The organism is Nostoc sp., from assembly GCF_036918245.1.
GTDB lineage: Bacteria > Cyanobacteriota > Cyanobacteriia > Cyanobacteriales > Nostocaceae > Nostoc.
On the sequence record NZ_JBALEF010000094.1, the window covers coordinates 235,580 to 248,873 of the forward strand.

Below are 13,294 nucleotides of genomic sequence, written 5' to 3' on the forward strand. Positions count from 1 at the left end.
GTGGCGACTAGGGTGTAGCTGTCGGTGTTGCTGTCGGTGTTGCTGTCGGTGTTGCTGTCGGTGTTGCTGTCGGTGTTGCTGTCGGTGTTGCTGTTGGTGTCGCTGTTGGTGTCGCTGTTGGTGTTGCTGTCGGTGTCGCTGTTGGTGTTGCTGTCGGTGTCGCTGTCGGTTTAGCTGTTGGTTTAGCCGTCGGTTTAGCTGTTGGTGTCGCTGTTGGTTTAGCGGTTGGCTGACTGAAGACTGTCTTTGTTTCTTCATTCAGCTTTTGGCGGAGTGCTAAATTAGCAATTCCAGTTTCTTGCAACTGATATTTCTTCTGATACTCCTTCACCACTTCTTCCGTGCGGGAACCATAAAAACGATCGCGCGGCAGGGGAGGATTTGGCTTCACTACTGCATTCAAATTTCTGTGCAGAATTTGAACAATGTTAGCAGCAAAATCTTGGGTTTTTGGCCCTGCGATGCCATCAACTGGTTTTAGCTTATAACCAGTCTGAAATTCTCGAATTGCCTTTTTAGTTTCCTGGTCCGTCAAAGCAGTATTTGTTACCTTGACGTTATAGCCTAATCCGCGCAATACCTCACGGAATTGCTGGGGTGTATAACTTTTTTGAGGGGCTGCAAAACCTGTGTCTGCAATTACCAAACTAGCAGTCATCAGGCAAGTAACAGCAAAGGTTGCGCTTGATTTTCCAAACCCACACCACATACTTAAAAACTCCTTTGGGTTAAATCAGCAGAATCGTAAACGTTAACAGCTGCATTTTAAGTTTGTTTAATAACTTTTTTCACGATTATTTAATGAATTTTGAATAAATTGTGATTTTTTTTTGTTAAATTTAACTAGTTATCTAAAAGGTAAGTTGTGTCATCTATCAAAAGAAGTATCTTGTATGAGCAGAGATACAGCGGTTGTCATTTAAATCGAATACACCCTTTTAACACTAAATTCCACTAGAAATGCACATCTGTGCCCTCCTACTAGGGTCTACTCAACTGGAAATTGCTGTAATTGGTTAAAAGGGTCGAAAATTAATAAATGAAAGAGCTTATGTTTTAAATAGACAAAACAGTATATTTTTTTACAGAAAATGAGAAATATAAAATCTTCTAAGCAGCGTAATCTTTGGTTTGAAAAATTTATGGCAATTGCTGCCACCGTAAATTTAAGTTTAGTTTTGTTTGATTTAAGTTACGTACCCTGGCGAGATTTCTACTTGCGAAAACTTCCTCAAATTACCAAGATTTATGACCCAATAAAAGGTATTGAACTCCATCGAGACACAGAAAACTATCTGAAAACAGTAGATGCATTAGAAGAACAAGTCAGACAAAGAGGGTTACAGTCGTCTCAGGTAAATAGCAGGCTAGAGGAAATAAGGGGTCTGAGCAGCGAGATGATTGACAGTAACCCGTTTGCAGGAGTGAATAAGAGTGGGACTCTGGAAAAAATCAAAAGAAGGATGCGATCGCACATCCGCAAAGAATCTGCAAAACAGTCCTTCGCTACTTTTTGGAGTCAGCCACACTTATCACAAAATGATTGGCTTGAAGAAATTAATTTTTTTAACCAGAGCATTCGCCCTTTGATCGCCAGTAACTACTACCGCCAAATTGGGGAAAATGGCGATTTTGTTGATAAATTCTGGATTATTGATTTACCATTTGTGATTTTATTTGGTGTAGAATTGCTGGGACGCACCTTCTTGCTCAGACGGCAACATCCTGGTTTTAGCTGGTTGGAAGCACTATTGTGGCGTTGGTACGATTTATTTTTACTACTGCCATTTTGGCGGGGGTTGCGAATCATACCTGTATTAATTCGCCTCGATCAAGCACGGTTATTGAATCTGCATCCAGTGCGAAAGCAAATTAATCAAGGGATTGTCGCCAATTTTGCCGAAGAACTCACAGAAATTGTCGTGGTAAGGGTGATTAATCAGGTTCAGGGTTCAATTCAGCGGGGTGAATTAACTAGCTGGCTCTCGCAAAAAGAAAATTTACGTCCCTACATAGATATTAATAATGTGAATGAAGTGGAAGCGATCGCAGGTCTTTTGGTAAAAACAATTGTCTACCGAGTGCTACCTGATATCCAACCTGCGATCGTTGCCATTCTGCGCCACAACATCGAAACCGTCTTCCATCAAGTCCCCGTCTACCGCAACCTCCAGAATCTCCCTGGCGTAGGACACGCCCAAACCCAGTTAAGCGAACAACTGGCGACTCAAATCACAACTAATCTTTACAAAACTTTAGTTAGCGCTGTTGAAGACCCTGTAGGCGCAAAACTCACCAGTCAACTAGTAGAAAGCTTCACCAAGGTCTTGGGATCTCAAATCAAGGAAAAACATGTACTCTCAGAAATTCAGAGTTTACTTTTTGACTTCTTAGAGGAAATCAAACTCAACTACGTCCAGCGTTTATCCCAAGAAGACATAGACCAAATTATCGAGCAAACGCGGCAGTTAAGAACACAAGTATCAGTTCCTGCAGTAGTGAATAAAGGCGCTACTCTCCCAAAAATACGGGAAGGGTAGGGAGAGCAGAGGGGCAGGGGAGCAGGGGAGATGAGGGGATAAGAAGAACAACCAATGCCCAATGCCCCATGCTCAATCCCCAATGCCCAATGCCCAATGCACGACTATAAAAGAAATGCGCTAAACTCGAATTAGGCGAATCATCATTTGGTTCGTCACAAGACTTCTTGGAAGATATACCTATCGCAGGAAGTGGGTCGATGCCCACTTTTTTTATTGAATTCTCTCATGGCTCATCCTTTAGTTCCACAAATTATTGATTTGGCGACACCAGTGGCAGAAGAACTGGGATTGGAAGTGGTTGGCGTGGTTTTTCACACCAACCAAAGTCCACCAGTGTTGCGGGTAGACATTCGCAATCCTGAGCAAGACACTGGGTTGAACGATTGTGAGAAGATGAGCCGTGCTTTAGAAGCCTCCTTAGATGCTGCGGAAATCGTTCCAGATACATACGTCTTGGAAGTGTCTAGTCCTGGTATTTCGCGGCAACTGGTAACAGATAGGGAGTTTATTTCCTTTAAAGGATTTCCTGTCATTATCTCCACAACGCCACCCTACGACGGACAACAAGAGTGGATTGGTCAGTTGATTCGTCGGGATGAGACAGCACTTTACTTAAATCAAAAAGGTCGTGTAGTCGAAATTCCCCGCTCCCTAATTACTAAGGTGCAGTTAGAGGAGCGCCGATAAACAAAGGGCTATGGCTCAGGAGTTAGATAACTAGAGCACCTTAGCTCAAGGCTAAAGATTAGGAACTAAGGGCTAAAGGTTAGAGGCTAGGGGCTAGAGGTTAGAGATTAGTTTAAAGCTATTCTCTAATCCCTGGCTCTAGTGCGTAGTTTTCAGTCCCTAGTCCCTAGTCCCCACTCAGTAGAGACACGATTAATCGCATCTCTCCCCACTCCCTAATTTTTAAAGGAGATTGCTTATGTCAATGGTTACTTTACCTGGATTAAAAGAATTAATTGAAAGTATAAGTCGCGAACGGAATTTACCCCGGCTTGCAGTTCAATCAGCTATTAGAGAAGCACTACTCAAAGGTTATGAACGTTATCGCCGCGCCCAAAATTTAGAGCGCAAACAGTTTGACGAAGATTATTTTGAAAATTTTGAAGTAGAACTAGATATTGAAGAAGAAGGATTTCGCGTCCTTTCCACCAAAACCATTGTTGAAGAAGTAGATAACACAGACCACCAAATTTCCCTAGACGAAGTTCAACAAGTCGCTCCCGAAGCGCAGTTAGGGGACTCTGTGGTGCTGGATGTTACCCCCGACCAAGGAGAATTTGGTCGGATGGCGGCGATGCAAACTAAGCAAGTATTGGCGCAAAAATTACGGGATCAACAGCGCCAGATGGTGCAAGAAGAGTTCCAAGATTTAGAAGGAACTGTTCTCCAAGCAAGAGTCCTGCGGTTTGAGCGGCAATCAGTGGTTCTAGCAGTTAGCAGCGGCTTTGGTCAGCCAGAAGTAGAAGCCGAATTACCGAAGCGGGAACAGTTGCCCAACGATAATTATCGGGCAAATGCCACCTTCAAGGTATATCTGAAAAAAGTCTCCCAAGGTCAGCAACGAGGGCCACAGTTGCTTGTCTCTCGTGCTGATGCTGGTTTGGTAGTTTATCTTTTCGCCAACGAAGTCCCAGAAATTGAAGATGAAGTGGTACGGATTGTTGCAGTAGCTAGGGAGGCAAACCCCCCTTCCCGTTATGTCGGCCCCCGGACTAAAATAGCAGTAGATACTCTCGATCGCGATGTAGACCCAGTAGGCGCTTGTATTGGAGCTAGGGGATCGCGAATTCAAGTGGTAGTCAACGAATTACGCGGTGAAAAAATAGATGTAATTCGCTGGTCGCCAGACCCAGCAACATACATTGCTAATGCCTTAAGTCCAGCACGGGTAGATGAAGTACGCCTGATGGACCCAGAATCGCGGCAAACTCACGTACTTGTAGCTGAAGATCAATTGAGTTTGGCCATTGGGAAAGAAGGGCAAAACGTCCGTTTGGCAGCCCGTCTGACTGGTTGGAAAATAGACATTAAAGACAAAGCTAAGTATGACTATGCAGCAGAGGATACCAAATTTGCAGCCGTCAGGACAAAATATCAATCAGAGGAATCAGAGGAGGACGATCTTGAATATGAAGAAGAATTCGAGGATGAAAATCAGAACGAATTAGAAGAGGAAGATAGTTTTGACAATAACGATGATGAATAATTGATTAATTTTGTAAAGTTTTGATACTGTAGATTGTAGTCTCAGTCTCAAGGATTATTTTCTCAAAAGCTACTTGGTATAAGTAAAAAATAGTAATAATAAACTTCTTTTTACTTCCATTATCCTGGACTGAGATCGCAAAGAACCGATGAAACCAAATTATCGGCGCTGTATTAGTTGCCGTAAAGTAGGCTCAAAAGATGAGTTTTGGCGGATTGTCCGCGTCTTTCCATCGGGAAAGGTACAATTAGATCAGGGCATGGGGCGTTCTGCCTATATTTGTCCAGAAACGAGTTGCTTACAAGCGGCTCAAAAAAAAAATCGACTAGGGCGATCGCTACATGCATCAGTGCCAGAAGCGCTGTACCAAAGCTTGTCGCAACGTCTAGCCCGCAGTAATACCCAAAACCAAATTTAGTTGGAACAACTTTGTGACGTAATCATTAGAGGAATTGGGTCGAAAGCCGAAGTCGCACTTTCATCACACTCCCTGTTGAGCGTTAAGGTTAGTGCCAAAATAGTAAATGGGTGTAAAAGGCATTCGGCTCTCCAATAACGAGGGGCGAGGCACCATTCCCAGAACAAGATGTAATCGATTGTGTTGTGGAAGACTCAGAATCAACAAAACAAGAAACTACAAAATGGCAACCTGGTAGCGCTCAGGCGCAGTTCGGCGTCCAGGGTTCCTATAAAAATCCTTTATTTAAGAAATTTTTATGGGTATCACTCAACCATCATTCCTGGTGGGGATGCCATTATTAAACCGAAACATCTCTCTTTCCTGATTGGAGGCACCGGCAAAAACTGAACGGCAGTCTAAAAACAGTAATCCAAGGATGGAGATGTCGCACTCCCAGGCAACCATCCGCTAAAACTGTAAATTAAAGGGGAAGAGTGGATGAACAACGGCAAAGTTAGAATTTATGAATTATCAAAGGAATTGAATTTGGATAACAAAGAGCTACTAGCAATTTGCGACCAGCTCGATATTGCGGTCAAAAGCCATAGCAGCACGATTTCAGAATCCGAGGCAGAAAACATCCGGGCGGCAGCAGAAAAGCTTGCAGCTACGAATGTATCAGCCAAAAAGGAACTAGGTACAACCAGCCATAAGCCAAATTCACCACCCAACGGCGGACGTAACCGACCTGCTGCACCCCACAAACAGCAAATTTTGGAAATACGCAAACCCAAAATATTGAGAAATACTACTCCCAACGCCCCAGAGGCGTCACTTGCTAACAATACCCAAGCTGCCTTGTCTGAAGCTAATCCTCCCTCTCCTCCACGGCCTTTCGCTACACCAGTCTCACCCCTGAAACCGGCAGCACCAACTCGACCTGTGCCCCGGACTCAATCTGAGACTCAAGAGCAACCTCCGATCGCTGACTTGGAACAAACGCCTAATCCAAATCCGGCGTCGGAAAAAATAGCATCCCAAAAACCGGAAAAAATAGTTACGCCCAGACCGAAATCAGAAAAACCGATCAAACCACAACTAGTTGCTCCTCCAGCCAGACCTGAGGCAGAAGAAGCACAAGTGGTAGATGAGCCGCCAGGATCTCAGGCAGATAAACCGATCCTCAAACGCGACCAACGGCTACGACCCGCGGAAGGCGATCGCGAGCAAATTAAGCCAAGAGTCGCTAAACTGCCAACAGACCAGTCCGCACCATCTGCACCACAAAGAACAAGTCGTCCCACCCCTTCACCCAGCAGACCAGAGCAGAGAGGCAATAGACCATCTGCACCATCACAACTGGGAGAGGGACAAAGACCCAGACCGGCACGTCCAGGTGAAGCAGTAGCAGCCGCAATGCCGATCGCTACTCCACCCAGACAGATGTCAGGCATAGCGGGTAAATCTCAAGGATTGGGTGATGAGCCAGTCACACCTGATCTCCTCGATTTGAAACGCCCAAGTCCGCCTCGACCGACCAAAGGCGGCAAAAAGTGGGTAGAAGAGGAAATAATTGACGAAGTTAAAGAGAAGGCAAAAGCTGGCGTCAAAGGCAAGCGAATCAAACCCATACTTGATGATGAGTTTGAAGAAGATTTGCTGGATGATGACGATATAGATTCACCAGCCATAGTCCAAGTCAGCCTTTCTATCGCTCGTCCTCCCAAACCGAAAGCGACTCGACCTGTACAGATGCCAGGTGCAACCCTTGCTAGCGCCCCAACTGCAAGAGCCAGAAAGTCTGGTTCCAGGTCTGGTTCCAAGTCTGGTTCTGGGCGCGACCATCACCAAAACCGTCGCCAAGAAGCCGAGACAAAGCGCGATCGCCCCGAAAAAGTGGTGATCACAGGGCCGTTGACTGTGCAAGAACTGTCTGACGTTTTAGCCGTTGCCGATACAGAGATTGTCAAAATCCTGTTCCTTAAAGGTATGGCGGTGAGTATCACTCAAAATCTAGATATTCCCACAATTACCCTGGTAGGAAAAGAACTAGAAATAGAAGTCGAAACCGCTGAACGAGAAGCAGAAGCTCGGAAAATTACGGAAATGGTCGGTGCAGAAGACCAAGAATATCTCCACCGCCGTCCGCCAGTCGTGACAATTATGGGTCACGTAGACCACGGTAAAACAACTCTGCTCGACTCGATTCGCAAAACCAAAGTGGCTGCTGGCGAAGCTGGCGGTATCACTCAACACATTGGTGCCTACCATGTAGATTTGGAACATGAGGGCAAACCTCAGCAGATAGTCTTCCTGGATACTCCTGGTCACGAAGCCTTTACAGCTATGCGGGCACGAGGAGCGCGGGTAACAGACATTGCCGTCTTAGTAGTGGCTGCTGATGATGGTGTCCGTCCCCAAACCATTGAAGCCATTAGCCACGCCCAAGCCGCGGGAGTACCAATTGTTGTTGCAATCAACAAAATTGATAAAGAAGGGGCACAGCCAGAGCGGGTTAAACAAGAACTGACCCAGTATGGTCTGACATCAGAAGACTGGGGCGGTGAGACAATCATGGTTCCCGTGAGCGCCATCAGAGGTGAAAATCTGGATACGCTCTTAGAGATGATTCTCTTAGTAGCAGAGGTTGCAGAACTATCTGCCAACCCAGATCGCACCGCCAAAGGAACTGTCATTGAAGCACATCTGGATAAAGCTAAGGGAGCAGTTGCTACCCTGCTAATTCAGAATGGCACCCTGCATGTGGGAGATATTTTGGTAGCTGGCTCGGCCTTCGGTAAAGTCCGGGCGATGGTGGATGACAGAACTAAGAGAGTAGACATTGCTTCTCCTTCCTTTGCTGTCGAGGTACTAGGTTTAAGTGATGTGCCAGCAGCCGGCGACGAGTTCGAGGTCTTCCAGAACGAAAAAGAAGCCAGAGCACTCGCTAGCGATCGCGCAGACAGACAACGCCTATCCCGCCTATTACAAGGACGTGTTACCCTCACAACCCTGTCGGCTCAAGCACAAGAAGGCGAGTTGAAAGAACTCAACTTGATCTTGAAAGGAGACGTACAAGGTTCGGTGGAAGCCATTGTGGGAGCGCTCAAACAAATCCCGCAAAACGAAGTCCAAATTCGGATGCTGTTGGCTACGGCTGGGGAAATCACCGAGACAGATATCGATTTAGCCGCTGCCAGTAACGCTGTAATTATCGGCTTTAACACCACCTTTGCCAGTGGCGCTAGACAAGCTGCCGATGAAGCAGGTGTCGATGTCCGGGAATATAACGTCATCTACAAACTCCTAGAAGATATCCAAGATGCCTTGGAAGGTCTCTTGGAACCAGAGTTGGTGGAAGAACCCTTGGGTCAAACCGAAGTCCGTGCCGTCTTCCCAGTCGGTCGTGGTGCGGTTGCTGGTTGCTACGTTCAATCTGGCAAGCTAGTTCGCAACTGTAAAGTCAGGGTGCGACGCGGTGGTAAGGTGATCTTTGAAGGCGTCCTTGACTCCTTAAAACGGATGAAAGAAGATGCTCGTGAGGTCAACGCCGGTTATGAATGCGGTGTCGGCATGGATAAATTCAATGATTGGGTTGAAGGTGACATCATCGAATCCTATCAGATGGTTACAAAACGCCGCACTCTCACCTTAACGAGATAGTGTTGAGGGTAAAATGGTTAGAAGTTAGGAGTAATAAATTAGGAGTTAGGAGTTAAAGGCTGCTAATTCTTAACTCCTAACTGTTAACTCACAACTTTTTATAATATGCATTCATTTCGCTCTGAACCTATTTTGTGGATTCACGTCGCTGGATTGGCGACGTTGCCTGTTTTTTTAGTACTCTGCTTATTGTTTTTGTCTGTAGGCGAGCCATTTTTGCCAGTCTGGATGGAGCTATTCTTAGTTGCCGCCATTGGTGTTCTGCCCCTGCTATGGATGCAGTTGCGTCGCCCCTTTTATATATTTGCTCTCTTAGGAATAGCCCTAAAGCCAGAGAATCTGACTGAACGGCAGCGGAAAATTCTCTGTTTAATTAATACAAAATTAAATCGTATCCTGGCATTAGTGGCAGCAGTATTGTCGGTTTGGATACTGTGGAATCTTTACCAAATTGCCCCATTAGTCGCAAATTCAGCTAAAGTCCTCCCACAATGGCGCAGCCTTGCACTAGTGCTTGCGGGATTAGCCTTTTTGGGCAGTAATCTATTTTTACAAATACCTGTGAGTATAATGCGAGTTTTGGTGATTAATGAGACAGAATTCGCTGGCATTGAGCCATTATCTTTAGAAAAGATTAAGCAAGATTTCACCATTTTAGGAGTGCGGGTTAATCAAATCGTGCCCCGATTATTGCAATCCTTGTTTAGGATAAATACAGATTCATAGTAGCCCCTAAAGTATATGACAGCGGATTTCAAGTTGGTAACGGTACACGGGCTAAGTCTGTTACCCAGGTATAAAGCGTGTTTTACTCCTGAATTCTGCTGTATTTCACTTTAAAGGGCTAGAGAGAAAAGCAGGGGAGGCAGGGGGCAGCACTTCGGCTACGCTCAGTGACCGAGGAGCAGAGAAGAATAAATAACCAATGCCCAATGCCTAATGTCCAGTCACCGTTGAAGTTTAAAATAAAGGAATAAGGAACTATGGCTCAAATTCCAGCTTCTAGCGATCGCCAATTTTCTGCCGATACTGAAATTTGGTATAGCCTCAAATGTGCGATCTCCACTAGTTCAGGTTTTCAACGTTGGCAACTAGAACGCGATGCTCAATTGCATGGAATTCGCTTGGAACAGCAGGTACAGCGGTATTTACGAGAAACTTTAGAAACTTTAGCTTACTAAACACCAAATAAATCTTGTAAGCTTGTTTGCAAGCGGCGGAGTTGACGGTATGCACCCTCCAAGCGATCGCCATCAACTTCCACTTCATTAGTAGGATAATTTTTAATAATTTCAATCAGCGATACTTGCCTGTCTTGACTAGCAGAAAGTAGCAAAGCGGCTCGTAAAGCCTGTCGATCTGCTCTTTGAGACGGTGTATAAGTAACTTGACTAATTTGATCCAAAATAATATTACCAATTTGGCTATTTAGCACCCTATCTATAAATACAGGGTTTACCTTCACAGGCTTTGTTAAATACTGAGGAATGGCTTTGGGATCTTGTCGCGCCAAAGCTAAATTCACTCTTAGTGAACGTGAGAGTTCACCTGTTTGGGAAAAGGTGGATAGTTCCTCTACAGAAAGTGATTCACGGAAGATACCATACTTCAGCACTACTCGTTCCGCAGCAAAGGCAGGAGTGGACAAAAAGAGAAGACAGATACTGCTTACTAAAACTAAGACGCGACGCAGCCCCAAAAAATTAAAATGCATTTCTCTAGATTTCCAATAGGTTTGCTTTTTCTGTGATGATATTCCAGCAGAACTAGTTGCAGCATTTAGCTTTAGGGAATACTAAAAATCACCTCATCTTTATAGTGCCCCTAAGAAAATTTTCTGAATAACACAATATAACTAATGTATAAGTTCTGTGACCTATCTAGGGAATTTAGCTGAATCAGTGCTAATCATCCAGTATAGTTTTGCATGGGTTTTAGAGCAGCTACAACGCTGTTATCTTTAACCTTGTTCGACATACCGTAATTCAAAACATCACAGACAGAAAAAATGAAATATCGGGGTTCTCACATTTCTCTGGTGAAAAATTTTCGCCTTCTTTCTAGCAGTCATCTCAGATACACTTTGCGCCTGGGAGCCGGACTAACGGCAATACTTGTTGTTTCTAGTGGGTCAATACTACTACCTAATGAGGTTAATGCTAATGCCACTCATCCAGAAAATATCGCCCCAACTCTTACAGCGCAAGCTCCTGCAACTGCCGCAGCGATTTACGTTAATCCAGCAACTGGTGCAGATAGGGCTGGTGCTGGTGCAACCTCAACAGCACCCTACAAAAGCATCAGTTTCGCTCTCAGTCAAGCCCAAGCAGGTGCAGTGATTCAATTAGCACCTGGTAACTATAACCAAGAAAGTGGCGAAACCTTCCCACTGTTGCTTAAACCAGGGGTGACACTGCGGGGTGATGAATCTACTAAAGGTCAGGCGATATTAATTACAGGTGGAGGTTTCTACACTAGTCGCACCTTTGCCAGACAGGACATTACCATCCTTGCCGAGCAAGATACCACGATCACTGGTGTCACCGTCACCAACCCAAATAGCCGGGGTACGGGTGTGTGGGTGGAGTCAACTAATCCGATTATCAAAAACAGTACTTTTACTAACAGTGTCAGAGAAGGTGTTTTTGTCACGGGTACAGGCAATCCCAAAATTGAAAGTAACCTCTTTGTGCAAAACAAAGGCAATGGGATTTCAATTGCTAAGACTGCCCAAGGAGAAATTCGGAGTAACTTATTTCAGGATACTGGTTTTGGTCTTGCGATCGGTGGTACTTCCACACCTCTAATTGTAGAAAACCAAATTATCGAAAACCAAGACGGTCTTTTTATCTCAGAGTCAGCCAAGCCTCTATTGCGTAAGAATGTCATTCAAAATAATAAGCGGGATGGAGTAGTAGCAACTGTCAACGCTTCACCCGACCTTGGCACCAACGAAAATCCTGGTGGCAATCTTATCCGCAATAACACTCGTTATGATGTGAACAACGCCACTAAAACCAGTAAAATTGTCGCTGTTGGCAACGATATCGATCAGAAAAAGATTTTTGGCTCAGTAGATTTTGTTGCCGCAAGTGTTGATGTACCGCCTGGAGGGCCTGTTGCCTTTAAAGATGTACCAGCAAATTACTGGGCAAAAACCTACATCGAAGCTCTAGCCTCCCAAAATATTATTGCGGGCTTTCCTGATGGCAGCTTTAAACCCAATGAACCTGTAACCCGCGCTCAATTTGCCACTATTGTCACTAAAGCCTTAAAGCCACCAACTAAACGCGCAGCCATTCAGTTTAAGGATGTAGCAAGCAATTTCTGGGCTTACGCTGCCATTCAATCTGCTTACCAGAGTCAATTTGTTTCTGGCTATCCCGATGGCACTTTTAAGCCACAGCAGCAAATTCCTAGAGTCCAAGCGTTAGTCTCTTTAGCTAATGGTTTGGGCTTAACTGCAAATAATCAAAATGTCGTTTCCTTTTACACCGATGCTGCCCAGATTCCTAATTATGCGATCGCTCCTGTTGCAGCGGCAACTGCCAAGCAACTAGTAATCAACTATCCCACAGCCAAGCAACTCAATCCTAATCGTGAAGCGACTAGAGCCGAAGTTGCTGCCTTTGTTTACCAGGCACTCGTGAATGCTGGACGTGCCCAACCAATTCCTTCATCCTATTTGGTAACAGTTCAGTAAATGCCTAGTTAGCAAATTGGAAGCGCCAGACTAAAAAATTATCAGTCTGGCGCTTCCAAATAATGTGAGTTTTATGAATTTTAGGGTTTTTTAAACATAAAATTTGGGGTCTTTAAATATAGCTGACCCCATTTGAATGTGATTGGGTTTATGGTCAGGGTCTTTATATTGGCTGACCCCGTTTCAATGATTCCTATATTTTCAGAAAATTTTTGCTTTTTGAAATTTCCTAATAATTTTTTTATTTTTTCTCTCTTGATATTTTAATCTTCATAAAAGCATGAGTAAATTTGAAGAAAAGATATATCAAAAGAAAGTAGTCAAAAATTAGCTAAAATTTCTCCCTTCAGGAATTAGGATTTTTACCCGAATTGGGGGGTTGTTGCCGACGCTGTTCCCAGCGCCAGAAGAAGACCATTAGGGCAACGATTCCTACTTGGAGAGCTAAACTAGGCAAAGCACTCTCAACATCTCGTCCAGCAAGCACTTGGAAGAAAAAGACGAATGCACCGAGTGAGCCAGAAGCACCGAAAGCAATATAGAAAAATTGTCGTAAGCCCCGATAAGGAGCGACTATTTCTGCTTTGAGGCTGGCATATTGTTCAGGATTAAGGCGATTTTTAGGATTTTGATCTACCATGATTAAATCATGTTATACTCTTAGATTGTGTACGCCGATGTGGCTCAGTGGTAGAGCAGCTGATTCGTAATCAGCAGGCCGTGGGTTCAAATCCCATCATCGGCTTTAATGAAAGTATTCTTCAATATTAGAG

11 protein-coding genes and 1 tRNA gene are annotated in these 13,294 nt (G+C 44.6%); 9 read left to right on the top strand and 3 right to left on the bottom strand.

Annotated features, from left to right (window positions below; genetic code table 11):
• Positions 1-7 precede the first annotated feature (7 nt).
• Entirely contained in the window at positions 8-709 is a 702-nt protein-coding gene (locus V7L12_RS27550) for a peptidoglycan-binding domain-containing protein (protein ID WP_335089195.1), read from the bottom strand.
• A 382-nt stretch (positions 710-1,091) separates the two neighbouring features.
• Here V7L12_RS27550 and V7L12_RS27555 point away from each other — a divergent pair, with 382 nt between their 5' ends.
• From V7L12_RS27555 to V7L12_RS27585, 7 genes are all read left to right on the top strand, one after another.
• Positions 1,092-2,540 (top strand): hypothetical protein, encoded by a 1,449-nt coding sequence (locus V7L12_RS27555; RefSeq protein WP_335089197.1) that lies wholly within the window; start codon positions 1,092-1,094, stop codon positions 2,538-2,540.
• Between the two features lie 228 nt (positions 2,541-2,768).
• Positions 2,769-3,230, top strand: a complete 462-nt coding sequence (gene rimP, locus V7L12_RS27560; protein WP_335089199.1) for a ribosome maturation factor RimP — start codon at positions 2,769-2,771, stop codon at positions 3,228-3,230.
• Between the two features lie 238 nt (positions 3,231-3,468).
• Positions 3,469-4,755: a transcription termination factor NusA gene (gene nusA / locus V7L12_RS27565; protein WP_334929219.1), complete on the top strand. Its 1,287-nt coding sequence runs from the start codon at positions 3,469-3,471 to the stop codon at positions 4,753-4,755.
• A 148-nt stretch (positions 4,756-4,903) separates the two neighbouring features.
• Positions 4,904-5,173 carry a YlxR family protein gene (locus V7L12_RS27570; protein ID WP_334822236.1) on the top strand — a complete coding sequence of 90 codons (270 nt, stop codon included), beginning with the start codon at positions 4,904-4,906 and terminating at the stop codon, positions 5,171-5,173.
• Between the two features lie 480 nt (positions 5,174-5,653).
• Positions 5,654-8,818, top strand: coding sequence for a translation initiation factor IF-2 (gene infB, locus V7L12_RS27575; protein ID WP_335089202.1), 3,165 nt, complete (start codon positions 5,654-5,656; stop codon positions 8,816-8,818).
• Between the two features lie 105 nt (positions 8,819-8,923).
• Positions 8,924-9,544 carry a low-complexity tail membrane protein gene (locus V7L12_RS27580; protein ID WP_335089204.1) on the top strand — a complete coding sequence of 207 codons (621 nt, stop codon included), beginning with the start codon at positions 8,924-8,926 and terminating at the stop codon, positions 9,542-9,544.
• A gap of 257 nt (positions 9,545-9,801) precedes the next feature.
• Positions 9,802-9,999: a hypothetical protein gene (locus tag V7L12_RS27585; RefSeq protein ID WP_012412012.1), complete on the top strand. Its 198-nt coding sequence runs from the start codon at positions 9,802-9,804 to the stop codon at positions 9,997-9,999.
• Here the strand turns inward: V7L12_RS27585 and V7L12_RS27590 are convergent.
• Positions 9,996-10,532, bottom strand: a complete 537-nt coding sequence (locus V7L12_RS27590; RefSeq protein WP_335089206.1) for an alpha/beta hydrolase — start codon at positions 10,530-10,532, stop codon at positions 9,996-9,998. The two genes, V7L12_RS27585 and V7L12_RS27590, sit on opposite strands and share 4 nt — an antisense overlap.
• Before the next feature lie 294 nt (positions 10,533-10,826).
• Between V7L12_RS27590 and V7L12_RS27595 the strand changes: the two genes are divergently transcribed.
• Positions 10,827-12,521, top strand: a complete 1,695-nt coding sequence (locus tag V7L12_RS27595) for a DUF1565 domain-containing protein (protein WP_335089208.1) — start codon at positions 10,827-10,829, stop codon at positions 12,519-12,521.
• A 346-nt stretch (positions 12,522-12,867) separates the two neighbouring features.
• Here the strand turns inward: V7L12_RS27595 and V7L12_RS27600 are convergent, their stop codons facing one another.
• Positions 12,868-13,161, bottom strand: coding sequence for a DUF3493 domain-containing protein (locus tag V7L12_RS27600; protein WP_335089210.1), 294 nt, complete (start codon positions 13,159-13,161; stop codon positions 12,868-12,870).
• Positions 13,162-13,194: 33 nt separating this feature from the next.
• On the opposite strand from V7L12_RS27600, the gene V7L12_RS27605 reads away from it, so the two are divergent.
• Positions 13,195-13,266 (top strand) — tRNA-Thr (locus V7L12_RS27605).
• The last annotated feature ends 28 nt before the right edge of the window (positions 13,267-13,294 follow it).